This window comes from Brevibacillus laterosporus DSM 25, assembly GCF_002706795.1.
GTDB classification, from domain to species: Bacteria; Bacillota; Bacilli; order Brevibacillales; family Brevibacillaceae; genus Brevibacillus_B; species Brevibacillus_B laterosporus.
Genome location: NZ_CP017705.1, coordinates 3,327,488 through 3,351,996, shown reverse-complemented (window position 1 = coordinate 3,351,996; position 24,509 = coordinate 3,327,488). Strand labels below are relative to the sequence as shown.

Sequence of the window (24,509 nt, the reverse complement as noted above, 5' to 3'; positions counted from 1 at the left end):
TTATTAAAAAAGAGGGTTCCTTTCAAACCATCAAGACAGCATTTACATAGTTCTATCAATCCTACACGTTCACTTGCTCCTCTACTTTCTCCCCCGCTTTCAATCCTCTCTCTAAATCAGCCAACACGTCCGTTACATCCTCTATTCCAAGCGATAGCCTTACTAATCCATCCGTAATGCCCCGCTTTTCTCGCTCGGCTTTCGGCATAGCTGCATGTGACATCTGCGCTGGGTAGGATAAAATACTCTCTACTCCGCCAAGGCTAACTCCTACAAGAGCATATTGTACATTTTCAAATAAAGCTTTCACACGTGCTCGGCTCCCCAAGTCAAACGAAAGAACTGCTCCGTGTCCATTTGCTTGAGTCTCTTGTACTTTATGTCCAACATGGGTGGACAAACCAGTATAATAAACATTTTTGACCAAAGGATGCTCTGCTAAATGATCGGCTACAACCGCTGCGTTTCGGGTTGAAATATCCAAACGTGCCTTTAATGTTTTTAAGCCCCGCATCACTAGCCAGCTATCCTGCACGCCAAGAATGGCGCCAAATCCATTTTGAATGGCATATAATTTTTGTCCTAGTTCCTTTGTTTTCGTCACCGCCAGACCTGCTACCACATCACTATGTCCGCCGATAAACTTGGTAGCACTATGCAGTACAATATCAGCTCCTAACTCCAGTGGTCGTTGGTAGTATGGAGTCAAAAAAGTATTGTCCACGATGGTTAGTAGCCCATGACGTTTAGCAATGGCAATTACTCCTCGCAAATCAGTCACCTTTAACGTCGGATTTGAGGGTGTTTCTAAAAATATTGCCCTCGTGTTAGATTGAATCGCTGCCTTTACCAAAGGCAATTGAGTCGTATCCACAAAGGTCACTTCTATTTGCATCCGTTCGAGCACGGTTGTTAAAAAGCGAAATGTCCCACCATAGACATCTTCTGCTACTACTAAGTGATCGCCACTTGAAAATAACAGAAATACGCTGGAAATAGCAGCCATTCCTGATGAAAAAGCAAATCCCCGCTCTCCCCCTTCTAACGCGGCAATCGTTTCCTCTAACGCCTGCCGTGTGGGGTTTCCTGATCTTGCGTAATCGTAGGTACCAGGCTGGTCAATATCATATTGATGAAAAGTAGAGGCTTGGTAGATTGGGATACTTGATGCTCCCGTCACACGATCCATTCCACACGTACCATGAAGGATTTTGGTTGCAAAATTCATCGGATACACTCCTCTATTTGTAAACATTTATCCAAGGCAAATTTTAAATCAGCGATCAAATCATCAGGATGCTCAATTCCCACTGATAGGCGTAGTAATCGGTTGCAAACTCCTACCTGTTCTCGTACTTCTACTGGAATATCTGCATGTGTCTGTGTAGCCGGATAGGTGCATAAGGATTCTACACCGCCTAGACTTTCCGCAAATGAAACGATTTGTAATTGCTTTAAAAAGATAGCGACCAAAGATTGTTCCTTGATGCGAAAGGAAACCATTCCACTGTAACCACTTGCTTGCTCCGTCTGACTGTCATACCCCGGATGGGTGGGTAATCCAGGGTAAAAGACTTCTGACACCGCTGGATGAGCTTGCAAAAATTCAACGACAGCAATAGCATTTGATTGATGACGATCCATACGCAATGCCAAGGTTTTTAATCCACGCATCACCAACCAGCAATCCTGTGGACCAAGTACCGCTCCAATGGAATTATGCAAAAAACCGATCTTTTCGGTCAGCTCAGTGCCCTTCGTCACGATCAATCCAGATAGCACATCATTATGTCCAGCTAAATACTTCGTAGCACTGTGAAAGACGATATCTGCTCCTAACTCCAACGGTCGCTGATAATAGGGAGTCATAAATGTATTGTCAACAATAGACAACAATTGATAGCGTTTGGCAATATCAAGCATGCATCTCAAATCGGTGATTTGCATAAGGGGATTGGTAGGGGTTTCTATGAACAACGCTCGTGTTTGACTAGTAATAGCAGCTTCCACTAGCTCCGGCTGACACATATCAACATACATGCAAGTAACACCGTATCGTTTCATAATTTGCTCAAATAATCGATACGTCCCACCATATAGATCGAGTGAGACAACTAAATGGTCGCCATAAGAAAACAAACCCAAAATTGTCTGTATCGCTGCCATTCCTGAAGAGCAGGCAAAGCCACCGTCTCCTCCCTCTAAATTAGCGATTGCCTCCTCAAGTACCGTGCGTGTTGGATTAGCCGTCCTTGTATAATCAAATCCTGTGCTTTCACCCAACGCTGGATGTCGGTAAGCTGTTGCATGATAGATCGGAAAACTGAGCGATCCCGTTGTTTTGTCCTTCCCTACCCCAATCTGTGCCAAACGTGTGTCAATATGCATCCTGATTCCACTCCTCTATCTCGCCTTTATTTCCAAACAAAAAAGCCCTCTTTCGATGAAAGAAGGCTTTGGCTACGCAAAGAAATCCGTAAGCAAACCTTCTCATCTTTCAGAACATAAATGTCCTGCAGGAATTAGCACCATCTTGCAATTTACAAGTGGTTGCCGGGCATCAACGGGCCAGTCCCTCCGCCTCTCTGGATAAGAAGTCATGCTATTCAATTTGTGTTGATTCTAAAATTATCAGACACTTTAAACGATGTCAAGTGGTTTTCTTTCGCATCAATCAAAAAAGGCTGCCGAGTAAACTCGACAACCTTTTCTAAAAGAACGTTATTACGCGTTCAATTTGCTTTTAGCAACTGTAGCAATGTCGTTGAAAGCAGCTTTATCGTTAACAGCTAGATCAGCCAACATTTTGCGGTTTACTTCAACACCAGCTAGTTTCAAACCGTGCATTAAACGGCTGTAAGAAAGACCATTCATGCGAGCTTGTGCGTTGATACGAGTGATCCACAATTTGCGGAAGTCACGTTTTTTCTGACGACGGTCACGATACGCGTACATCAGGGACTTCATTACTTGTGCATTAGCGGATTTAAACAGACGGTGTTTAGAACCAAAGTAACCTTTGGCTAATTTCAAGATTTTCTTATGACGACGACGTGTCACAATGCCACCTTTTACTCTTGGCATAATCAATTCCTCCTGATCTGTAGCATGGCGGTCTATATAAGACGCTTATGGGGCTCATGCTAGAAAATTTTTCGTTGCGGAAAATGAGCAGAAATGAATCTTACAAGTAAGTGATCATTTGCTCAATGCGTTTTTGGTCCCCTTTAGAAACCATTCCACCTTTGCGAAGATGACGCTTCGCTTTAGTGCTCTTGTTAGCAAACAAATGGCTCGTGTAAGCAGAATCACGTTTCAAACGACCGCTTCCAGTCTTTTTGAAGCGTTTTGCTGCTCCACTGTGAGTTTTCATTTTAGGCATTGGGAAATCCTCCTGTCTCGTATCCTATTTTTCCGATTTCGGAGTTGGAGCTAAGATCATAATCATGCTACGACCTTCGATTTTTGGTTTGCGTTCAACCGTTGCTACTTGTTCACAAGCGGCTGCTACACGTTCCAGCACCTGTTGTCCGATTTCAGAGTGGGTAATTTCACGACCGCGAAAACGAATCGTACATTTCACTTTGTGTTCTTCACCCAGAAACTTTAGCACATTGCGAAGTTTCGTTTGGAAATCGTGTTCCTCAATGTTAGAGGAAAAACGAACTTCCTTCAGCTCAACAATTTTTTGGTTCTTGCGAGCTTCTTTCTCCTTTTTCGATTGCTCATACTTGAACTTACCAAAGTCCATGATACGGCAAACGGGAGGTTTTGCTGTAGGAGCTACGTTGACAAGATCTAAATCAGATTCTTGTGCAATACGTAATGCTTCTCTCAGTGGTACTACACCTAGTTGGTCACCGTTAGCACCAATTAAGCGTACTTCTCGAGCACGAATCGCCTCATTCACCAACATTTGATCCTTGCTAATGATTTGCCACCTCCATAGTCTTTCGAGAGCAAAAACGGATAATAGAAAAGCTGGTCATGCATAGTTGAAAGCTTTTCATAAGCATGTGGCGATCAATAGTCATCAACCGCCACATACATAAAAATGCGGACGCTATAGCGCCCGCATTTAATCTCACCTTTAGCAAAACAACGAATGAATCGGAGGCTTTGCATACGTTAGACCCGTCAACTGTCCAGCTAGACGTCGATTCAGGTGAGAAGCTGGGCGCTTCTGCTTCAATCTCGAAATGTGAAGTTATCACACCCAGTAATTTTACATAACAACTAGGTGTTTGTCAAGCTTTGTACCTTATTTTCTTTCTAAAATCTCGTTCTGAAGATGAGCCAATACCTCAGCAACCGGCTTACTACCTAGATCGCCTTCTCCACGTTTACGTACGGATAGAGCTCCCTCTTCCATCTCTTTTTCCCCGATAACCAGCATGTAAGGAATTTTTTGCATTTGAGCTTCGCGGATTTTGTAACCAATTTTTTCGTTACGAGAATCTAATTCGACACGAATACCTGCTTGTAGCAATTGCTTGCGTACTTCTTCTGCATAAGGAACATGCACTTCATTAATCGTCATCAAACGAGCTTGCATTGGTGCAAGCCAAGTAGGGAACGCTCCACCATAGTGCTCTACCAGGATACCGATAAAGCGATCAAGTGAACCATACATAGCACGGTGCAAGACAACCGGACGATGCTTCTCATTATCTTGACCAATGTAGCTTAGATCGAACTTTTCAGGTAATTGGAAGTCTAGCTGAATCGTTCCGCATTGGTGACTACGCTTCAGAGCATCTGTAATTTGGAAGTCAATTTTAGGACCGTAGAATGCTCCATCGCCTTCATTGATTTCATATTCCATTCCTAGCTCATCTAATACGTTTTTCAAAGAGCTTTCTGCGATATCCCACAGTTCATCAGAACCCATGGAATCCTCTGGACGAGTAGATAGCTCTACACTGTATTTAAAGCCAAATACGCTGTAGATTTTATCAATAAGTTGGATCATACCTTTGATTTCTGCCTCAATTTGATCAGGACGCACGAAGACATGTGCATCATCCTGACAGAACGTACGAACACGTAACATACCATTTAATGCTCCAGAGAACTCATGACGATGCACCTGTCCAAATTCGGAATAGCGAATTGGTAGATCGCGATAAGAATGCATCTCGTTTTTATAAATCAGCATGTGCCCTGGACAGTTCATCGGTTTAAGAGCAAAAGTTGTATTGTCTACTTCAGAGAAATACATATTCTCATGGTAGTGATCCCAGTGACCGGATTGCTCCCACAGACGTTGGTTCATCATGAATGGTGTACGAACTTCCTCGTATAGAGCTAAGTCTTGCAAACGACGGGAGAATTGCTCCAGTTCGTTGCGGATCGTCATACCGTTTGGTAGATAGAAAGGCATACCTGGTGCTTCTTCAGAGAACATGTACAAGCTTAGTTCTTTTCCCAATTTACGATGGTCACGTTTTTTCGCTTCTTCTAAGAAGTGCAAGTGTTCATCCATATCTGCTTTTTTCGGGAACGCTGTGCCATATACGCGTTGTAATACTTGGTTATCAGAGTTACCGCGCCAGTAAGCACCTGCCACACTCATCAATTTGAATGCTTTAATTACTCCAGTGGAAGGCAAATGAGGTCCACGGCATAGGTCAAAGAATTCGCCCTGATGGTACATCGTGATAACGGAACCCTCTGGTAAGTCACGAATTAATTCCAGCTTCAAATGGTCGTTTAATTCACCAAAGATGCGTAATGCTTCTTCACGACTTACTTCTTTACGCTCGATCTTCAGGTTTTCCTTGATGATCTTGTTCATTTCAGCTTCCAATTTGATTAGATCTTCAGGTGTTAAGCTAACAGGAATATCCATGTCGTAGTAAAAACCGTCTTCAATAACAGGACCAATGCCCAATTTAACATCGTTTCCAAATACGCGTTTCACTGCCTGAGCTAGCAAATGAGCTGTACTGTGACGGTATACTTCCAAGCCGTCTTTTGTATCTAGCGTTACTATTTCCACGTTTGTATCTTCATGAATAGGTGTGGTTACATCGACAACTTTTCCATTTACTTTTCCTGCTACCGCTTTTTTCTTCAAGCTGGTGCTAATGGAACCTGCGATATCTTCAATTGTTACGCCCGCTTCGTACTCACGAATAGAGCCGTCTGGCAGAGTTACTTTTACTTGCGCCATTTTCATAACTTCCCTTCCGTATGTGTATCATCACCCAAGTAAACTTGGGCCTGTGAAAAATAAAAAAACGCTCAATCCCAAAAGGGACGAGCGCTATTTTCTCGTGGTACCACCCTAGTTCAGACTTATCCCCTGTTGCTTAGGATAAATCCCTCTACGTAAACGATAACGGTTTCACACCGGCTGACCGATACTAGGCAAAACGCCGTTCCCAGTCGCTACTCGAAGGTGGTAAATCATTGTTCGCTGCGTGGTGAGCTTTCAGCCAGGGCTCTCCTCTCTATAACGCTAAAACAAGATTCTTGTCCTTCTCACTGTATTTGACTCTTATTACTTATGTATTATAGTGACTGGAGAATTGGAAGTCAAGATTTCCAGGAGTCGTTAAACAATGAGCACAACTCACACACGCTAATACACGATCTCCAAATACAGCTCGCATAGTCTGCATCAAGACGTTACTATCTTCCACCCCATGAATAACAATCTTTTCTGGAGCAAGCGCAATTAATGCACTCATAATATAATCCTCTTGTCGATCCGGTCTAAATCCCAAAATGGTATCTAATTGACTCAGGTCTATTTTGGCATCGTCTTGATCGTACATGATAAATTCTTGCGTCTCTCGCAACACGACATGAACAAGTGGATAACGATGCTCCTGTTTGGATACAAAGAAGCGCAGTAATTCGACAAACTCTTGATATTCCTTGTCCTGTTGATATTGCTGCAACCCCATTTCAAAGGCCTTGTCCAACAGGATACGGTAGTTTTTCAAGCGGAATTTCACAAAACCTTCCAAATATAGGTGCGGTTCATCCTCCATATATTGCAAAACCTGTTCGTAAATTGCCGCTTTGCGTGTTGAACGATTCATATTTTCACGCACTTCATCTAACTCATGGAACACAAATTGAATATAAGGATAGATTTCGTCAAACTTATGAATAAGTGCCCCTCGTTCTTTTCGCTTTAAAAAGGTGCGCAACAACTCTACTTCCATAACCTGCACAGTCCATTCAGTAACCAGTAAAGCAACAAAGGAAGCCATGTATTCCAAAGTCTCACAGGTATACTCTTCCCGTGACCAACTAACAAAGCGAAATTGCGTATGACTTTCATTCTCCTCTACTCGGCATTCGATGCGAACAGGGGATGTGTCTATCTTCTCCTGCATGCTTTGGAGAATATGGCAGAACCGCTCAATGTAATGTTGATTTGTTGTGTGTAGGAATACGGATACTGTTTGCACGTGGTTCACCCCCACCCGTTTATACAATCAGTATATGCCCAAGCCTTGGCGATATACTTTTAAACCATTGGAAAAACCATCAAACGAACGCTACGTTCATCTGACGGTTTTATCGAGTAAAAAGGGTGCTAGCAAACTGCATTTATTTTATTTTTGTTACTCAGGAAAGTCTCAGGCTTTGTTTAGTTAGCCATCTTATATTGTTCATTGGTCAATTCCCAATTACCTTTCAAGCCACTGGTAATATAAACATTTTTGTCTTTTGTGATAAAGATCGCCTCTACATTTGGCAGGCTTTCCATAAAAGGCATACCTTTTTCAAGCCCTAATGCGAAACCGGTTGTAGACAGTGCATCCGCATCAGCCGATTCATTCGTAATGATGCTAACACTAAACAAATTATTTTCCACAGGATATCCTGTATCTGGATTTAATATATGATGATAATGCTTACCATTCTCCTCAAAATAACGCTCATAAATCCCTGACGTAACTACTGTCTTATTTGTAACTTTCAGCTTTCCTAATTGATTACCGCGGTTACGATCTGGATCTTGAATACCAATAATCCAGTCATTTCCATTCGGTTTCTTACCTAGTGCCAAAATATTTCCACCTAAATCAATAATGGCACTGTTAAAGCCTTTTTCCGTTAAATAGACAGCAATTTGGTCAGCAGCATATCCTTTGCCTATCCCGCCTAAATCAATCGCCATGTTTGGCTGCTTCAAAAACACCGTTCTCTTAGCATCATCTAAGACAATTTGATGGTAATCAATCACCTGTAAGGCTTCTGTAAGCTTTTCTTCGGATGGTACCTTAGCATTATCTTGCCCAATATTCCATAAGCTCACTAATGGACCAATCGCTGGGTCAAACCGACCTTCTGATAACTTTGCAAATTGTATCGATTTTTTGATTACTTCATACGTTTCTCGAGATACAGGCACCGCTTGCTTGCCCGCTTGTTCATTGATTCGATAGACCTCACTGCCTTGCAGGGTACGACTTAAATGGGATTCAATTTCTTTCATACGGGCTTCCAGCTCTTTAAAATGCTTGTCTGTCATTCGGTCATCATATACACGTACGGTCACAATCGTGTCATAGATAAAGAAGCTTTCAGACTGTGGTTGAATCGCCGTTTTCACACTTTCTTCATGAGTTTTAGAGACACAGCCATTTAATATGAGACTCAATAGCAAAAAAAACAGAAGCGAAAATTTGTGGTTCATGTTGCCAGTCCTCCGCTGTTTTTTTCCCGTCTCAGGCCAAAAATAAGGTCACAACGGGAGTTTTACCCGCTCTTATCCAAAGAACCACCCTTGTAGGCTTAGACTTTCGGACAAAAGTGAACGTGGCGCATTATACCACTAGAAAATTATTTTGGAAAGGAAGAGCGTCACACCTCCATATTTCAGATCGTGTATAATACGTATTGACATTGCATTATTTGTAAATCAGAAAAAATGATAACAGGAGAAAAAAACATGAAACGAGCAGATTTTATTTTAATTGGCATCGTACTCGTCGTGGCTCTAGCTTTTCTTGTGCCTCGTTACTATAGTGCAGATACAAGTGAAAATTTGCACAATGTCCATAAAGTAGCAAAAATTACCGTTAATAACCAATTATACAAGACCATTGAACTTACCAAAGAAGAACAAACAATCAAGGTTGATACCGAGCATGGCCAAAATATCCTCAAGGTACATGACTATGGCATAGAAATGGTTGAAGCTGATTGCGACGATAAGGTTTGTCTATCCTTTGGGTTTATCACCGATCCTAGTCAAACCATCGTTTGCTTGCCTCATCGCGTATTGGTGGAAATCGTTTCAGACGAAGGAGCTGACGTAGATGGCCTTGCCCAATAATTCTTCACAGCTGGAAACGCAATCACAGGTATTGAAAAAAGTAGTGATTATCGCCATCTTTGCCGCCGTATCTGTGGTACTTGGATTAATCGAATCAACTCTTCCCATTAACTTGCAATTACCTGGGGCCAAGCTTGGACTAGCCAACATCATGGTACTAGCCTGCCTATATTTTTTATCTGGTAAGGACGCCTTTACCCTTGTCATCTTAAAAACCTTGCTAACAGCCATGATTTTAGGTACGTTCTCCAGTTTTTTATTTAGTTTTTTTGGCGCTTTGTTTAGTTTCATCGTTATGTTCGGACTAATGAAGCTAACCGGAAAATCCTTTAGTTTAATCGGGATTAGTATTCTAGGTGGCGTAGCACATAACATTGGGCAATTAACTGCAGCTGTACTTATTTTTCAGACAAGCAAAATTTTTTACTATCTACCAGCCTTGCTGATAACAGGAATTCTTACCGGAATCTTTATTGGCATTGCGGTACGTTATCTTGTACGTTCCCTATCCAAGATGACTTTATTTCAACCTTTCGTTTCAGTCGACTAAGCCCAAGTACTTAGAAAGCAGGTGAAGGCGATGTCTCAGCGACCATTGATTCAGCTTGATTCGGTCTCTTTTCAATTTCCAAATCAGCCCCCTCTTCTCACGGATATTTCTTTTGAGATCAATCAAGGGGAACGCATCGCCATCGTAGGTCACAATGGGTGCGGAAAATCCACTCTAGTTAAATTGTTGAATGGTCTGCTTCGACATATACAAGGAGACATTTGCGTGGCAGGTCAAGTGTTGTTGGATGACAGCTTGCCGATTATCCGCAAGCAGATTGGCATGGTTTTTCAAAATCCTGAAAATCAATTTGTTGGAACAACCGTTGCTGATGATATCCTGTTTGGCCTTGAAAATATGTGTTTGGAACGATCTGTCATGCATGATAGATTGACCCACTATGCTACAAAATTACATATTACGAATTTTTTACATAAACATCCTGATGAACTGTCTGGGGGACAAAAACAACGAGTGGCAATCGCCTCCGTACTCGCCATGCAGCCAAGTATCATCATTTTTGACGAGGCAACCTCCATGCTTGATGAAACAGCGAAAAACGAGATAGGAAAACTAATTGATGGGTTACATTTGGAAGGCGCTTACACAAGCTTGTCCATTACCCATGACGCAGAAGAAATCTTAGCGGCTGATCGAGTGATAGCTCTATCTGGAGGTAAATTACTGGCTGATACTACTCCATCTGAACTGTTTTCCCGTCCAGATTGGGTTGCTGCTTGCCATCTTCATCTGCCTTTTACCTTGGCAGTTAGTCAGATGGTTCATGATTTACATCCAGAAATACCTGTTCATTCAGACGAACAAGATTTGATGGAGGACTTATGGCGATTCACTTTCAAGAAGTAACCTACTCGTATCAATTTGGCCATTTGTTTCAAGAAACTGCTTTGGACAATATCAATGTAGGGTTTACTACAGGCTCGTTTACAGCCATTATCGGGCCGAGCGGCTGTGGAAAATCAACCTTATTACAGCATATGAATGGCATTTTATTACCCACAAAGGGTCAAGTTCATGTTCTCGATCATGTCATCACACCTCACCATTCAAAAAAGGGGATTCGCCAGCTTCGACAGCGGGTTGGACTTATTTTTCAATTTCCAGAGCATCAAATGTTTGCTGATACGGTGGAGCATGAGATTGCGTTTGGTCCGAAAAACTATGGTGCTTCACCCGCGCAAGCGAAAGAATTAGCCCTCAAAGCTCTACAACAAGTGAAATTAGATGCAGACCTTTTAGATAAGAACCCTTTTCAATTAAGCGGTGGTCAAATGCGCAAAGTAGCAATCGCTTCAATACTCGCTATGGACCCAGACATCCTCGTGTTAGATGAACCAACCGCTACCTTGGATTGTAAAAGCCGGCACGAGCTTCTACAGCTTTTACATCATTTGTGTAAACAGGAACAAAAGACAGTTCTCATGGTAACTCATCGGTTGGAGGAAGTCCTGCCTTACTGCGATCAGGTGGTCATTATGCAGAAAGGTAAGGTTGCCTTTCAAGGTGGAGTACATGAGCTGAGTGAGCAAAGAGAAATTTGGGCTACACTCGGGATTACTGTCCCCGCTCAGCTTCGATTCCAGCAGGCTTTTCGTCGGAGATTTCCCACTCTCCCTCTTCCTACAGATCAATCTGTACAGGGCTGGGCCAGATATCTCGGAGAACTGAAAATACATCTGAACAAATCCGAGAAACAGCAAGCAGGTGATCACCCATGTTAAACAAAGTGATGTTTGGACGCTACATTGACACAAATAGCTGGTTGCATCACTTAGACCCGCGTTCCAAATTACTTGGGATGTTCCTGTTTGTTCTATTAATTATGTTGACCCATTCCTTACTTGCATGCGTTGTTGTCTTTTTAGTTGCTACGGGCATCATGGCGAGTAGTCGAATCCCTTTTTCTTTCTTCGTGAAAGCCGTTAAACCATTACGTTTTCTTATTCTATTCTTATTTCTGTTTCAGCTTTTCTTTATAAATGAAGGGCACTCCTTGCTATCCATTGGCCCATTTTCTTTTTATTCAGAAGGAGTACGCCTTGCCTGTTTAACAGCTTGGCGCATGATCCTATTACTCTCATTCACCTCTTTGTTAACCTTTACAACCAAGCCTTTATCACTAGCAAAAGGGGTAGAAGGAATTTTACAGCCATTCCGTTTTACTGGCATCTCACCTGAAAAACTAGGGCTAATGATCAGCATTTCCCTACGTTTCATTCCAACTATTTTTGAAGAAACGCAGAAAATCACGAAAGCCCAAGCTTCCCGTGGTGCCGATTTGGCTGACTTACCCTGGCGTGAAAAAGGCAAAATGCTGTTGTCACTGTTAGTTCCAGTAACCGTAAGCGCATTTCGGAGAGCAGAAGACCTGGTATATTCCATGGAAGCTCGTGGCTATGTACTAGGCGCACCTCGAACTCCGTATGAAACGTTGAAGTGGAAACGCAATGATTCGATCTTTTTAGGTTTGTTGCTTGCAATAAATATCCTTGTAGGATTCATTTTAAATGATTGTGGAGGTCTTACCTATGGCTCGATATTTTAATGGAAAAGAAATTGAATTATTAGCACCTGCTGGAACATTTGAGATTTTTACAACTATCGTAGAGACCAATTGCGATGCGATATATTGCGGTGGGCCCGTTCTTAATATGCGGATGATGCGTAAAGGCTATAACCTGACCCATGAGGAATTGGAGCAAGCCATCCAAATCGCTCATGAAAAAGATAAGCGAGTTTATATTACGGTAAATAATTTATTTGACGAAGCCGATGTGGAAGAAGCGAAAACCTACCTACGCTTTTTAGATAGCATTCGTCCAGATGCTCTCATTGTTCAGGACATGGCGATTTTCCCATTGATTCAAGAGCAAAAACTAACAGTACCTCTTCACTCCTCTGTCATGATGAACGTGCACAATTTAGAAATGATTGAAGCCTTACAAACATTGGGTGTAACACGTGTAGTTGCATCTCGTGAAATGGATCTACAAACAGCAAAACAGCTACAAGCCTTGACTAAGATGGAGTTTGAATACTTTGTTCATGGTGACATGTGCACGGTACACGGTGCGAACTGCTTATATAGCTCGATGTTATTTGGTAACAGCAGTAACCGTGGACGGTGTATGAAACCTTGCCGTTGGGACTATCGCGTGAAGAAGGACGGGTATGTCTTCCCAACCGAATATCCTCTAGCAGCTAAGGATATGTACATGTACGAGCATATTCCAGAGTTAATTGAGTCTGGAATTACCTCATTTAAAATTGAAGGTCGTATGCGTGACAAAGAATTCCTAGTTACGCTGATCAATAGCTACGGTGATGCAATTGACCGTTATATGCAAGATCCTATCGGGTTTGATCGTTGTAAAGATCGACAAGCCTTATTGGAAAATCGTAAACGCGACTTTAGTACAGGATATGCCTTTGGTAAGCCTGGACTTGACTATATTAATCGACGTTACGAGGGTACGGGTAAATTTTATAGTACAGGTAAAGTCTTTAGTACACCAACAGAAGAACGCGATATTCGTGAACAACGTATAGAAGACTTACAAAACACTTTCCAAGAACATCAGCACACTTCTAGCGCTAAAACAAAAGGTGAGCTATGTGTACGAGTTAATAATCAGGAGCAAGCTGAACTGGCGATCGCAGAGGGAGTAGAACACATCTATTTAGCCGGCGATGTATTCTTGCCTGATCTGCCATTTACCAAGGAACAGATAAAACACCTTGTAGCCATGAAAGGAGACAGCAGGATTTACTTGGGGATGCCACGCATGATGTTTGGGCTGCAATTTGATCAATACAATCATTTCTTATCTACATTGGACGTAGAAATAGACGGGCTGGTAGCTACGAATATTGGAGCTATGTACAAATTTAAGCAATATGGCCTGCCAATGATTGGCGATTTATCACTAAACTTGTATAACCACAAAGCGATTGAGCTCTATCAACAATTCGGGATGACACGCGCTTTCGCATCCGTGGAGCTGAAGCAGAAAAATCTAGTTGAGTTCATTCAGCATTCTCCATTACCTACTGAAGTATTAGTACATGGCTCTCCTGTTGTGATGTACCTAGAGCACGACCTGTATGCAAATACCCGTGTGATGGAACCAATCGCCGAAGAAGATAACAAGTATGTGGATAACAAATATCTAGTTTTATTAACGGATAAAGGCGAAAATCCTGTGTATTGCGATCAATTTGGACGAAATCATTTGACCACAGCGAAGGAGCTTTGTCTCCTACCATTAGTAAAAGACTTGCTGGCTGTTGGTGTTAGCCACTTCCGTATTGAGGGAGCTATCTATACGACCGAGCAATTACGAACCATTATCCGTATGTATCAGAAAGCCCTGCAAGAGCCTGAACGTTCTATAGAGCTTTATGAGAAGGCAGTTCCTGTCCATGCAGGGTATACCCTGGGCACATTATCCTTTGACTAAACTATTTTTTAAAAGGAGCAAGGTAGATATGACTTCTTACTTAGGGCCAACTGGCATTTTAGATAAGCGCAAAGAATATTTTTATCCGTGCACAGCTCATTTCTATAAAAACCCTCCACAGCTTGTGCGAGGTGATATGCAATATTTGTATGACAACACCGGTAAAGCGTATACAGACTTTTTCTCTGGCGTGTCCGTAATAGCATGCGGGCATTGCAATCCAGCGATTACAGCGGCAACGATCAAGCAATTGGAAACGCTGCAACATACTTGCACAATCTATTTAACAGAACCAAATGTGCAATTGGCTGAAAAAATGGCTGATATACTGCCTGGAAATTTGAAACGAACCTTCTTTGTAAATAGTGGTTCGGAAGCAAATGAAGCTGCCTTGACACTTGCTCGTCTTGCTACCGGTAAAAAGGAATTTATCGCGTTTGAATATGGTTTACATGGTCGGACCTTCTTGACCATGAGCGTAACAGGCATTCCAATGTGGCGTTCTGACAACTTTTTAGAAGAAGGGGTCAGTTTCATTCCACGTCCTTACGACCCTGACTTGAATGAACAAGAAGCAGTAGAACGCTCCCTATCAGCCCTACGAAAAGTACTTGAGGAAAAAGGCGATCGCATCGCTGCTATGATAGTAGAACCAATGCAAGGCAATGGTGGTATTGTTCCTGCACCGCTCTCTTACTTCAAAGAGGCAAAGAAGCTATTAGAGCAGCATCATGTCCTATTGATCGCAGATGAGATTCAGACTGGGTTTGGACGTACAGGAAAAATGTTTGCCATTGATCATTACGGCATTGTTCCAGATATCATGACTATGGCAAAAGCATTAGGTAATGGCGTTCCAATTGCCGCTTTTGCTACAACTGACGAAATTGCTACACATTATAACCGCCCTTCTGCTTCTACACTTGGAGGTAATCCTGTTTCGTCTATGACGGCTCTCGCTGTCCTCTCCTATATTGAGAGCGAACAACTAACAGCTCGTGCAGAACAGCTCGGTAAGCAGCTAAAAGAAGGATTGCTTTCGCTTCAGACCATTTATCCAGCTATTTCGGATGTGCGCGGTCTTGGCTTGATGATCGGTATGGAGCTTTATGCGAATGAGCCAAAGAAAGCAGTTCCTCTTGTTGATACCATTTTAGAAGAAATGAAAGATCGTGGTTTTATCATTGGAAAGAATGGTGTTAATCGCAACGTAATCGCCTTCCAGCCCCCACTCGTCATCACTTGGCAAGATCTAACAAACATGCTGGAGGCACTAGCAGACACTTTCAAACAACTACTCTAATATCCGACTTGCAGGAGGAGCATACTGTGGCATACGATAATTTACGAGCGTTTATGAAAGACTTACAGGATCAGGGTGAACTTCACACAATTGATATTGAAGTGGACAGTTATTTAGAAATTACGGAGATTACTGATCGTATTTCCAAACAATATGGTAAGGCTTTGTTGTTCACCAACGTAAAAAATTCCCCTTACCCAGTGCTCATTAATAGCATGGGGACAGATAAACGCATGAGCATGGCTTTAGGTGTACAAGACTACGATCAAGTCGCAGAAGAAATGCAAAATTTTATGGATTTAGCGAATTATAAAGGCTTATGGAATCAGCTTAAAATGGCCCCAGACCTATACAAGCTATCCAAGATTTTTCCCAAAAAAGTAGCATCTGCTCCCTGCCAGGAGGTCATAGAAGAACCTGATTTAACACAGCTTCCTGTACTGCATTGCTGGCCAAAGGATGCGGGTCCATTCGTTACCCTGCCATTGGTGATCACCAAAGATCCTGAAACAGGACAACAAAATATGGGGATGTACCGTCTTCAAGTTTACGATAAAAAAACGACAGGCATGCATTGGCATATGCACAAGGACGGTAAGGAAATCTACGAAAAATATCGGAAATTAGGATATAAACGCATGCCTGTATCAGTCGCACTCGGTGGTGACCCGTCATTAATCTATTCTGCCACGGCTCCTTTGCCAAAAATGATTGATGAAATGCTGTTTGCTGGCTATCTACGTAAGAAACCGATCGAGGTTGTGAAATGCGTAACAAATGAATTATATGTTCCTGCTGAGGCTGAATTTATTTTGGAAGGCTATGTGGAATTAGATGAATTGCGTTTGGAAGGTCCCTTTGGCGATCACACAGGCTACTATTCGCTAGCTGACATGTACCCAGTCTTCCATGTAGAGAAGGTGACACGCCGTACGTCGCCGATCTATCCCACCACAATTGTAGGTCAACCACCAATGGAAGATTGCTATATTGGAAAAGCTACAGAGCGTGTTTTTTTGCCACTAATGAAATTGATGCTACCAGAAATCGTAGATATGCATTTACCATTTGAGGGAGTGTTCCATAACTGTGCCATTGTTTCCATAAAAAAAGCCTTTCCGAAACACGCTCAAAAGGTCATGTATGGTTTGTGGGGCATGGGACAGATGATGTATACCAAAATGATTATTATTGTAGATGAAAACGTGAGTCCTCACGACGTTTCGAAAGTAATGTGGAAAGTATTTAACAATATTGATCCGAAAAGAGACCTTGTCATAACCGAAGGCCCTCTGGATGCGTTGGATCACTCTTCTCCGACCGCTTACTTTGGTCACCGACTTGGTATCGACGCTACTAAGAAATGGCCAAGTGAGGGTCATACACGTGAATGGCCCGACGATATAGAGATGTCTGATGAGGTTAAGAGCATGGTCGATGCGAAATGGAGGGAGTATGGTTTTGAAAACGATCCTTCATAAAACCCGCATGTTCGGGGAACTCGTTATGTTTTCCCACACATTGTTCTCGCTCCCCTTTGCCATTATTGCAATGGTTTGGGCAGCCGGGGGACTTGCTTCCTCTCATGTACTAATCTGGTCATTGGTGGCATTAGTAGCAGCTCGTAATGGTGCTAATGCCTTTAATCGTCTCGTGGATCGAGAATTTGATGGCAAAAATCCACGAACAAGCAATCGCCATCTACCACAACGCTTGTTACATGAAAAAGAAGTCGTTGCTTTTATTATCATAAACTATACAGTCTTTATTTTTGCTTCCTATATGTTAAATCCGTTGTGTCTGATCCTGTCGCCAGTAGCAATTTTGCTGATCTCTTCTTATTCTTATACGAAACGCTTTACATGGTTGAGCCACTTGTATTTAGGCTTTACTATCGCTTCTGCTCCCATTGGAGCCTGGTTTGCTGTAACCGGGGAGTTTGCATTTGTACCATTTGTACTTGGAACTATTGTGATGCTATGGATTGCTGGCTTTGACATCATTTATGCTACACAAGATATTGAATTTGATCGCAAGGAAGGACTATGGTCTATCCCCAGTTATTTTGGACTGCAAATGGCGCTTTGGATCGCACGAGGCTTACATTTCATCATGATTCTGTTGCTGTTATTCCTATATTTCTATCAGGATCTGGGCTTCGTTTACCTAGTTGGATTAACAATCTCAACCGTGTTGCTTCTAGCAGAACATAAAATTATCAAGCCTGCTAATCGAAGCTTAATGAAAGTGGCCTCCTATAAGCTGAATCAAGTGATTAGTATGGTTATTTTGACCTGCACCCTAGTTGATTTCTTCTTAATGAGCTAATCTATCAAAAACTCTCAGGGGAATTGTGATACTCTTTTCAAATGTACGTGTAGGAAAGAGAAAAACTCACTGATCCCCAGAGAGTTTTTACTTGTAACTGTTCTCTACTCCCCTACCTCTCCTATCTCCTCTCTATTTAAAGCCTCAGGATAATATCGCTTTATAACACGAACAACTTTCCCTGATCTAATGGTCAGTAGCAACAAAAAAACCATAGATGATTCACAGCAATAATGAAGTCCACCAAACCTCACATTACCTAGAAAAGAATCAGCCATGGATAATCGTATTGTTACCTGAACCTCGCAACCTAATAAATTAACTACATTCGTTAATAGTAGCTCAATTATATTTTTAGTCTTCACATTTTTCGTTTCCCAAAATACGTAATAAGCACACCCAAATCCTTATGTGCTGGAAACTCAGTTAATTCCTCGACAATTTTCATCGCGTTTTGCAAATACTCCTCTGCTAGTTGGTCTGCTCTATCTAAAATATCGCTATTGCGAATTAGCTGCACCACACTTTGAATTTCTCTGGGTGTAGAATACTCATGTATCTGGCGCACGGACACGCTCAGACGCTCATCCTGCAACGCATACATAACTGGTAACGTAATATTACCGTTAGCTAAATCGCTACCTGCTGGCTTTCCTAGCGCTTCTGATGTCCCTGTAAAATCTAGCACATCATCACGAATCTGAAAGGCCATACCCAAATAATCTCCGAATTGCGCCAATTTAGCCGTTACCTCTGGGGTCGCACGTCCTAGCTTTGCTCCGACTTCTAAACAGGTTGACATCAATACAGCTGTTTTATTACGCGTTTTGCTTAAATAGGTATCCATTGATAAATCAAAATTAAACCGGTTTGCCATCTGCTGATATTCACCTAAACAAAGTCGCGAGGTTAATAGACCTGTAATCTCTTCCCGATATGGATTTCTGTCATCCTCCATTTTGCTCAACAACTCAGCCACTCTCGCCATCATATAATTAGCCGTATGGATAGCTGTGGGTATGTCAGTAAGCACATGCAATGTTGGTTTTCCACGTCGAGTATCCGCTTGATCAATCACATCATCATGTATTAAAGAAGCAACATGTATAAATTCTGTTACAGCCGCCATTTGTAATACTTTTTTCGGGTCTGCCATTCTGCCAAATCGGCTACCGACCATTACCATCATCGGGCGTAGTCGTTTCCCCCCTGCTAAAATCATATGACGTATATTACTAGCAATTGTTGATAGCATCGGTAAACTCATATCCGTACGAACAATGCGTAACATCTCTTTGTCCATAATGTCTAGGTCAATGTGTAACTGGTCAGCTAACTTCATAAGTCACCTGCTGGTCTGTTTTTGCCAGAAATTTTTCTATACGTTGAAAGAGAATACGTTCTATTGATTTTCCTTGGATTAAACGAATTTGAATTTGCTTTAAAATAGGAGCCAAAAAATTCACTAATTCCTTTTCTCCATGCTTACATGCATATTCATAATAAAAGCTTTGCAGATAATCACCATCTAAAATATCCTTTGTCAAAAAAGGATTTTCGAATGTCAGCTTTTTATGCTTACGAAAAGCAGCCTGCAACAGGACATAGCACCCAAATATATGTTCTTTGCGTGCAGATGAAAGCTCAAATGAATCAAGCAGATGTCTCATCTCCTCCAACAGCCGCCTATCTACGTCAAGCGTGATACAAGCTTGTGGTGACATTTGCTTCTCTAGCTTCTGCAATGATTCCCGAATTCCATTCATCTCTCTCATCCCCTACTCACGCTCTTCTTTCTATACACTTCTATTTCATAGCCTTTATGTGGAAAGAAGGGGAATGTACAATTCACAGCACATTCCCCCATTCCATGTTCTAGCTATCTTGTTATACAATTAGTCCACGTATAAATACCAACGTTTGACGAACGGGATTTTTTTCCACACTTTTTTTAATTGTGGTAATACATAGTAGTCCAGACCCAATGTGCTTCCAGAACCACCAATGAGAGCAATACCTCCTCCAAGGTACCAAAGCATCTCATATGGAGCCATACCGGAAGACCAGATCATCAGACCCATACCAACTGTAGCGATGGAAGAGACAGCTGTAAATAGCCCGATGATCAACAATACACCAAATATAACTTCAGCAAAAACCATCATCGTTTGGAACACAGAGGCCAATGCTGTATAGCTTCCATCTGCATTGTAGAAGAACATATCCATTGAACCTTTTACCATGCTATCAATAAAACCAGGGACTGGAAGTGCTTGTACCGCTTCCTTCGCTGTAGCAACAGCTGAAGCTGCCGAAGATGTGTCTACGGTTTGCGCTACATCTTGTACGGCTTGTGAAGCAGACGTAATTCCGTCAACCGCTTTTGGAGATGGCGGTATTAAGAAAATATTGGTTGGGTCCTTTAACACTTTGTCCATTTTCGCTAAACCCTCTGACAACCACATAGAGCCGACTAAAACACGTAAAGGTACCAACCAGAAATTAGGTGATCTCTTGCTAAAATGTCCACCTAAGAAACTGCGTCTATTATTAACATGGAAAATTTCATGCATGAGATAAGACCAAACTTTATTAAATCCACAGATTTGAACGAGATATACCATGTTGATAAAGTGCTTAACAAACATCGCCATGAAACCGCTCATTAAGAACATTTTCCCTGGCACACCTACACTAGCTACACCATAGCGGCTACCGATACATACCATACAGCCATGGAACGTTGGCTTGTAGGACTTGTGCGTACCACCTTTCACATCTACATAGATGTTATGGGCAACGATTGGAGCTGAATGCTCAGCATTCTCAACCATTTGTGGTACAGGGCGCTCTTCACCTTCTGGAATAAAGAAAATGTTATCCCCTACAACATATACATTGTTATGCTCAGGGCTCTGTAGCTTATCGTTAACCACGATACGCTTGCGACCCTTTTGTTCTAATTCAACATTTTCTAATAGGTCAGAACCTTCTACACCTGCTGTCCAGACAACTGTTTTAGAACGAAGCAATCCTCTCTCGCCCAATTCAACTCCGTCTGGGGAAACACCAGTAATTTTACTGTTTGTAATAATGTTGATGTTTAATTTATGTAAATGTCTCTCTGCCTTCTGAATTAGCTTATCAGGCAGAATGGGTAAGATTTTTGGCGCCATATCAGCAACGTGTAATTGTACTTCAGATGGCTCTATTGCGTAGGTTTTGCACAATTCATCACGGAATTCCGCCAATTCCCCTACCATCTCAATTCCTGTAAAACCAGCACCTACTACCACAAAGCTCAACATATCCTGACGCTTTTGCTTGTTGGTTTCTTTTGAAGCTTTAATAAACATACTGCGAATTTGCTCACGTAGGTTAACAGCATCTTCAAAGGACCAAAGGGAAAACGCATTCTCTTCTGCACCAGGGATTCCAAAGAAGGATGGCTTACAGCCTGTTCCCATTACTAGGTAATCATATTCGTAGGTGCTGTTCTCGGACACTAATTTTTTGCTGGCAAAGTCGATTGTGGAAATTTCATCAAGCACCACATCCACGTTACGTTTTGCAAAAATCTTTTTCAAGTCAACTTTTATGGAGTCCTCTTCTACGCGATTAGCAGCTACTTCATGTAATTCGGTTAGAAGAGTATGGAACGGCTTACGGTCTATTAATGTGATTTGTACGTCAGTATCTTTTTTAAATTTGTTTGCCAGCTTTTTCGCCGTCAAAACACCACCGTAACCTCCGCCTAGTACAATTATTTTTTTCATAACATGTCCTCTCATTTCCATAGATAATTACCCTTTGACGAGTTTACCTGCAACGGCAATCCCCTTTTGTATAATTACCTTACTTTTTCGCGTCTTTTAGAGCCTCTTCAGCCAATTTCACGAAATCGTTCACCTTAATGGAAACGCCAGAAACTGCATCTGTTTTGCCCTCATTATCCACTGTAATAGCAGCTGGGTCTTGTTTTTCAATTAGGGCTTGTTCTACTTTTGCTGCTTGCTCATGCCATTCAGCCTGAGCTTTTGCTTTTTCTTTCATGCCATACTTGCCTTCTTTAGACTGCGTTTTCTTGTCTGCCTCACCTTTTTCATTGATCGCATTCCAATTGGCAGCAACAATTTTGCCGTTTAACACAGTAAAGTCAGCAGTATATTTCCAATCTTTTTCAAATTCTGGCTGTTCTGCATGGTATGCGCCGTCTTTATAAGGACCAGGTTGTTGTGGACCTGCAGCTAATGCTTCCGTTACCAAAGCAGCAAAATCATTCACCTTAATAGATACACCGGAAACTGCATCTGTTTTGCCCTCGTTATCCATTGTAATAGCAGCTGGGTCTTGTTTTTCTATCAAGAATTTTTCTACTTTTTCAGCTTGCTCATGCCACTCAGCTTGGGCTTTTGCTTTTTCCTTCATGCCATATTTGCCATCTTTAGAAAATGTTTTTTTATCCGGTCCCGCATCCTTACTGATCCCAGTCCAGTTCACATTCGTAATTTTTCCATCTTTTACATCTAGGACAACAGCGGAGTTCCAATCAGCATCAGCATTTTTTTGTTGCGCATAATACACGCCATCCGCCATTTTTTTGTCCGTTGCATTAGCTGGGGTAGCTGTTTCTGTTTTCTTTTCAGGAGCAGGTTGTGAAGCAGCACCGCATCCTGCTAGCATAGAAACCGCTAATACACTTGCCATCATAAGTGAAAGTTTTTTCATTTTCTTTCTCCTCCCTTTTTCTCCACACGCATGTGAAAAAAAACACAAATATCATTACGCCATCATTCTAACATTCCTAACTAAATAATCAAGACCTTTTATTTCCATTTTTATGTTAAATTAGGTTAAAAAACGGGGCTTTTTTTGACAATCTGGAGAACGATTTTGTTTATTCTAATCTACGAGATAAATGAATGAAAAATATGAATATTCCTAGCATGAAAACGCTTTAAAATGTCATACAATCTTCATACAAAACAAAAAACCCGTCCTGTAAAAGACGGGTTTTCTCTATCATTTTCTATCAATCAAGTAGACGACTAACCATCAATAACCAGCTTCGTTATATTCATCTACACTTATTAATTTTGCATAACAAAATCCGTCTGTGCCCATTCCCCCTCCTGAAACACATGTAGCGTTTCATAGGCGGTATTACGCTGAGCTGGGATCTTTCCTGCTTCACGAATTAATTCTAAGATTTTGTTCGTATTTACCTTATAGGCACATTTCGCTGCTGATACAACATTCTCTTCCATCATAGTCGAACCAAAATCATTGGCTCCATAAGACAAGGATAGCTTACCAATCTCAGGTCCCATTGTTACCCAAGAGGATTGGAAGTTAGGAATATTATCCAGCATCAAACGGCTAATCGCCAATGTTTTCAGGTACTCTTCTGGAGTGTTTTTCGTAGCTTTCATGTTGGTATTATCAGGTTGGAATGTCCAAACAATAAAAGCCTTAAATCCATTCGTCTCATCTTGAGCATCACGAATGCGCATCAAAGACAACACTCGCTCTTCCATTTCTTCACCAAAACCGATAACCATTGTAGCCGTGCCAGGCAGACCTGCTCGGTGGGCCGCTTTTTGGATATCCACCCACTGCTCCCAGGTTCCTTTTAAACGAGAAATCTTTTTACGTGTCCGATTATCCAGAATTTCTCCACCTGCTCCTGGCAAAGAATCTAGCCCCGCTTCTTTTAGCTGTCTCAATGCCTCTTCAATTGAAACATCGGAAACCTCAGCCATTTTAGCCACTTCCGCTGTAGATAAAGAGTGCATCGTGATGGAAGGAAAGCGCTGTTTAATCTCGTGTAACAAATCCGTAAAATAGGACAGTTTCAAATCAGGATTCGTACCACCCTGCATTAAAATTTCTGTTCCACCCACATCAACTGTTTCTTGAATCTTTTCGAAAATTGTTTCTTTTGGAAGAACATAGCCTTCCTTCGAACCAGGCGGGCGATAAAAGGCGCAAAAACGGCAATAGGTATCACAGACATTGGAATAGTTAATATTCCGTCCGATGACAAAGGTCGTGATCGGTTCAGGATGCCACTTTTGCATGATCTGATTCGCTGCATGACCTATTTTCTCAATTTCATCAGAAGCAAAAAGGGCTAAACCATCCTCTAATTGAAGTCGCTCGCCACGAAGAGCTTTGTCCAATATATGATCAATCAAGAGGAATTCCTCCTATCCTGTGCATATTCCACCTTTCATCCTATCATAAAATCAAATTCCTGCCTATGCTAGAAGTATAGTGCTATTCATAGCCAATCTCTTCATAAACTTCCGGTTCCCAATAAATGACACAGTTTGCTAACGGTAGATTAATTTCACGGGCACCATTTGGCTGACCATTGAAGCGAATGATTTCAGTTACGGAGACACGATCGCCTCGTACTACAATCTCTCCTTTAAGGTCTTGACGCTTTCCATCTGGTGAATAAAAGGTTATGACTCCAGAACCAATATCTTTCATATACAATCCCTCTGAATTCTCAAAATTTTTATCTTAATAGTAGTA

24 protein-coding genes, 1 riboswitch and 1 other annotated feature are annotated in these 24,509 nt (G+C 41.8%); of the genes, 9 read left to right on the top strand and 15 right to left on the bottom strand.

Features of this window, described 5'->3' with window-relative positions; genetic code table 11:
* Positions 1 to 61: 61 nt before the first annotated feature.
* The 8 genes from BrL25_RS16025 to BrL25_RS15990 form a co-directional block, all read right to left on the bottom strand.
* Positions 62 to 1,228, bottom strand: a complete 1,167-nt coding sequence (locus tag BrL25_RS16025) for an aminotransferase class I/II-fold pyridoxal phosphate-dependent enzyme (protein ID WP_018671326.1) — start codon at positions 1,226 to 1,228, stop codon at positions 62 to 64.
* A complete protein-coding gene (locus tag BrL25_RS16020) occupies positions 1,225 to 2,388 on the bottom strand; it encodes an aminotransferase class I/II-fold pyridoxal phosphate-dependent enzyme (protein ID WP_018671327.1) in 1,164 nt (387 codons plus the stop codon). Before BrL25_RS16020 ends, BrL25_RS16025 begins: the two co-directional genes overlap by 4 nt.
* Before the next feature lie 99 nt (positions 2,389 to 2,487).
* Positions 2,488 to 2,596: riboswitch (SAM riboswitch) on the bottom strand.
* Between the two features lie 128 nt (positions 2,597 to 2,724).
* Positions 2,725 to 3,084: a 50S ribosomal protein L20 gene (rplT, locus tag BrL25_RS16015; protein WP_018671328.1), complete on the bottom strand. Its 360-nt coding sequence runs from the start codon at positions 3,082 to 3,084 to the stop codon at positions 2,725 to 2,727.
* A 100-nt stretch (positions 3,085 to 3,184) separates the two neighbouring features.
* Positions 3,185 to 3,382 carry a 50S ribosomal protein L35 gene (gene rpmI, locus BrL25_RS16010; RefSeq protein WP_003335042.1) on the bottom strand — a complete coding sequence of 66 codons (198 nt, stop codon included), beginning with the start codon at positions 3,380 to 3,382 and terminating at the stop codon, positions 3,185 to 3,187.
* Positions 3,383 to 3,406: 24 nt separating this feature from the next.
* A complete protein-coding gene (infC, locus tag BrL25_RS16005; protein ID WP_003335043.1) occupies positions 3,407 to 3,916 on the bottom strand; it encodes a translation initiation factor IF-3 in 510 nt (169 codons plus the stop codon).
* 345 nt (positions 3,917 to 4,261) lie between these two features.
* A complete protein-coding gene (thrS, locus tag BrL25_RS16000) occupies positions 4,262 to 6,175 on the bottom strand; it encodes a threonine--tRNA ligase (RefSeq protein ID WP_018671329.1) in 1,914 nt (637 codons plus the stop codon).
* A gap of 79 nt (positions 6,176 to 6,254) precedes the next feature.
* Positions 6,255 to 6,499 (bottom strand) — a binding site (T-box leader).
* Positions 6,500 to 6,509: 10 nt separating this feature from the next.
* Positions 6,510 to 7,427 carry a putative sporulation protein YtxC gene (gene ytxC, locus BrL25_RS15995; RefSeq protein ID WP_018671330.1) on the bottom strand — a complete coding sequence of 306 codons (918 nt, stop codon included), beginning with the start codon at positions 7,425 to 7,427 and terminating at the stop codon, positions 6,510 to 6,512.
* Positions 7,428 to 7,609: 182 nt separating this feature from the next.
* A complete protein-coding gene (locus BrL25_RS15990; RefSeq protein WP_018671331.1) occupies positions 7,610 to 8,662 on the bottom strand; it encodes an FAD:protein FMN transferase in 1,053 nt (350 codons plus the stop codon).
* 255 nt (positions 8,663 to 8,917) lie between these two features.
* Between BrL25_RS15990 and BrL25_RS15985 the strand changes: the two genes are divergently transcribed.
* From BrL25_RS15985 to BrL25_RS15945, 9 genes are read left to right on the top strand one after another with little or no spacing between them, the layout of a single operon-like run.
* Positions 8,918 to 9,304, top strand: coding sequence for a NusG domain II-containing protein (locus tag BrL25_RS15985; RefSeq protein ID WP_018671332.1), 387 nt, complete (start codon positions 8,918 to 8,920; stop codon positions 9,302 to 9,304).
* Entirely contained in the window at positions 9,288 to 9,854 is a 567-nt protein-coding gene (locus BrL25_RS15980; RefSeq protein ID WP_018671333.1) for a Gx transporter family protein, read from the top strand. The genes BrL25_RS15985 and BrL25_RS15980 overlap by 17 nt, the downstream gene beginning before the upstream one ends.
* A gap of 30 nt (positions 9,855 to 9,884) precedes the next feature.
* Complete coding sequence (locus BrL25_RS15975; RefSeq protein WP_018671334.1) at positions 9,885 to 10,721, top strand: ATP-binding cassette domain-containing protein; 837 nt, start codon at positions 9,885 to 9,887, stop codon at positions 10,719 to 10,721.
* Positions 10,697 to 11,596, top strand: a complete 900-nt coding sequence (locus BrL25_RS15970; protein WP_018671335.1) for an ATP-binding cassette domain-containing protein — start codon at positions 10,697 to 10,699, stop codon at positions 11,594 to 11,596. Before BrL25_RS15975 ends, BrL25_RS15970 begins: the two co-directional genes overlap by 25 nt.
* Positions 11,590 to 12,420, top strand: a complete 831-nt coding sequence (locus BrL25_RS15965) for an energy-coupling factor transporter transmembrane component T family protein (RefSeq protein ID WP_018671336.1) — start codon at positions 11,590 to 11,592, stop codon at positions 12,418 to 12,420. The genes BrL25_RS15970 and BrL25_RS15965 overlap by 7 nt, the downstream gene beginning before the upstream one ends.
* Positions 12,404 to 14,335, top strand: coding sequence for a peptidase U32 family protein (locus BrL25_RS15960; RefSeq protein ID WP_018671337.1), 1,932 nt, complete (start codon positions 12,404 to 12,406; stop codon positions 14,333 to 14,335). Before BrL25_RS15965 ends, BrL25_RS15960 begins: the two co-directional genes overlap by 17 nt.
* Positions 14,336 to 14,363: 28 nt before the next feature.
* The gene (locus tag BrL25_RS15955) at positions 14,364 to 15,638 is read left to right on the top strand and encodes an aspartate aminotransferase family protein (RefSeq protein WP_018671338.1); all 1,275 of its coding nucleotides are present in this window, start codon (positions 14,364 to 14,366) and stop codon (positions 15,636 to 15,638) included.
* 26 nt (positions 15,639 to 15,664) lie between these two features.
* Positions 15,665 to 17,119, top strand: coding sequence for a menaquinone biosynthesis decarboxylase (locus BrL25_RS15950; protein WP_018671339.1), 1,455 nt, complete (start codon positions 15,665 to 15,667; stop codon positions 17,117 to 17,119).
* Positions 17,094 to 17,966, top strand: coding sequence for a UbiA-like polyprenyltransferase (locus BrL25_RS15945; RefSeq protein WP_018671340.1), 873 nt, complete (start codon positions 17,094 to 17,096; stop codon positions 17,964 to 17,966). Before BrL25_RS15950 ends, BrL25_RS15945 begins: the two co-directional genes overlap by 26 nt.
* 104 nt (positions 17,967 to 18,070) lie before the next feature.
* On the opposite strand, the gene BrL25_RS15940 is transcribed toward BrL25_RS15945, so the two are convergent.
* From BrL25_RS15940 to BrL25_RS15910, 7 genes are all read right to left on the bottom strand, one after another.
* On the bottom strand, positions 18,071 to 18,331 hold the full coding sequence (locus BrL25_RS15940) for a hypothetical protein (protein ID WP_018671341.1): 261 nt from the start codon (positions 18,329 to 18,331) through the stop codon (positions 18,071 to 18,073).
* Complete coding sequence (locus BrL25_RS15935) at positions 18,328 to 19,308, bottom strand: polyprenyl synthetase family protein (protein WP_018671342.1); 981 nt, start codon at positions 19,306 to 19,308, stop codon at positions 18,328 to 18,330. Before BrL25_RS15935 ends, BrL25_RS15940 begins: the two co-directional genes overlap by 4 nt.
* Positions 19,295 to 19,732: a hypothetical protein gene (locus tag BrL25_RS15930; RefSeq protein WP_018671343.1), complete on the bottom strand. Its 438-nt coding sequence runs from the start codon at positions 19,730 to 19,732 to the stop codon at positions 19,295 to 19,297. Before BrL25_RS15930 ends, BrL25_RS15935 begins: the two co-directional genes overlap by 14 nt.
* Before the next feature lie 129 nt (positions 19,733 to 19,861).
* A complete protein-coding gene (locus BrL25_RS15925; RefSeq protein WP_018671344.1) occupies positions 19,862 to 21,742 on the bottom strand; it encodes an FAD-dependent oxidoreductase in 1,881 nt (626 codons plus the stop codon).
* A gap of 79 nt (positions 21,743 to 21,821) precedes the next feature.
* Positions 21,822 to 22,694: a hypothetical protein gene (locus BrL25_RS15920; protein WP_018671345.1), complete on the bottom strand. Its 873-nt coding sequence runs from the start codon at positions 22,692 to 22,694 to the stop codon at positions 21,822 to 21,824.
* Positions 22,695 to 23,056: 362 nt separating this feature from the next.
* On the bottom strand, positions 23,057 to 24,163 hold the full coding sequence (gene mqnC, locus BrL25_RS15915) for a cyclic dehypoxanthinyl futalosine synthase (RefSeq protein WP_018671346.1): 1,107 nt from the start codon (positions 24,161 to 24,163) through the stop codon (positions 23,057 to 23,059).
* A gap of 82 nt (positions 24,164 to 24,245) precedes the next feature.
* Complete coding sequence (locus BrL25_RS15910; protein ID WP_018671347.1) at positions 24,246 to 24,464, bottom strand: hypothetical protein; 219 nt, start codon at positions 24,462 to 24,464, stop codon at positions 24,246 to 24,248.
* Positions 24,465 to 24,509: the final 45 nt, after the last annotated feature.

Coding starts and splice junctions, on each gene's coding strand:
- BrL25_RS16025 (WP_018671326.1), bottom strand. CDS start 1,228: ATGAATTTTGCAACCAAAATCCTTCATGGTACGTGTGGAATGGATCGT.
- BrL25_RS16020 (WP_018671327.1), bottom strand. CDS start 2,388: ATGCATATTGACACACGTTTGGCACAGATTGGGGTAGGGAAGGACAAA.
- rplT (WP_018671328.1), bottom strand. CDS start 3,084: ATGCCAAGAGTAAAAGGTGGCATTGTGACACGTCGTCGTCATAAGAAA.
- rpmI (WP_003335042.1), bottom strand. CDS start 3,382: ATGCCTAAAATGAAAACTCACAGTGGAGCAGCAAAACGCTTCAAAAAG.
- infC (WP_003335043.1), bottom strand. CDS start 3,916: ATGTTGGTGAATGAGGCGATTCGTGCTCGAGAAGTACGCTTAATTGGT.
- thrS (WP_018671329.1), bottom strand. CDS start 6,175: ATGGCGCAAGTAAAAGTAACTCTGCCAGACGGCTCTATTCGTGAGTAC.
- BrL25_RS15990 (WP_018671331.1), bottom strand. CDS start 8,662: ATGAACCACAAATTTTCGCTTCTGTTTTTTTTGCTATTGAGTCTCATA.
- BrL25_RS15985 (WP_018671332.1), top strand. CDS start 8,918: ATGAAACGAGCAGATTTTATTTTAATTGGCATCGTACTCGTCGTGGCT.
- BrL25_RS15980 (WP_018671333.1), top strand. CDS start 9,288: ATGGCCTTGCCCAATAATTCTTCACAGCTGGAAACGCAATCACAGGTA.
- BrL25_RS15975 (WP_018671334.1), top strand. CDS start 9,885: ATGTCTCAGCGACCATTGATTCAGCTTGATTCGGTCTCTTTTCAATTT.
- BrL25_RS15970 (WP_018671335.1), top strand. CDS start 10,697: ATGGCGATTCACTTTCAAGAAGTAACCTACTCGTATCAATTTGGCCAT.
- BrL25_RS15965 (WP_018671336.1), top strand. CDS start 11,590: ATGTTAAACAAAGTGATGTTTGGACGCTACATTGACACAAATAGCTGG.
- BrL25_RS15960 (WP_018671337.1), top strand. CDS start 12,404: ATGGCTCGATATTTTAATGGAAAAGAAATTGAATTATTAGCACCTGCT.
- BrL25_RS15955 (WP_018671338.1), top strand. CDS start 14,364: ATGACTTCTTACTTAGGGCCAACTGGCATTTTAGATAAGCGCAAAGAA.
- BrL25_RS15945 (WP_018671340.1), top strand. CDS start 17,094: ATGGTTTTGAAAACGATCCTTCATAAAACCCGCATGTTCGGGGAACTC.
- BrL25_RS15935 (WP_018671342.1), bottom strand. CDS start 19,308: ATGAAGTTAGCTGACCAGTTACACATTGACCTAGACATTATGGACAAA.
- BrL25_RS15930 (WP_018671343.1), bottom strand. CDS start 19,732: ATGAATGGAATTCGGGAATCATTGCAGAAGCTAGAGAAGCAAATGTCA.
- BrL25_RS15925 (WP_018671344.1), bottom strand. CDS start 21,742: ATGAAAAAAATAATTGTACTAGGCGGAGGTTACGGTGGTGTTTTGACG.
- BrL25_RS15920 (WP_018671345.1), bottom strand. CDS start 22,694: ATGAAAAAACTTTCACTTATGATGGCAAGTGTATTAGCGGTTTCTATG.
- BrL25_RS15910 (WP_018671347.1), bottom strand. CDS start 24,464: ATGAAAGATATTGGTTCTGGAGTCATAACCTTTTATTCACCAGATGGA.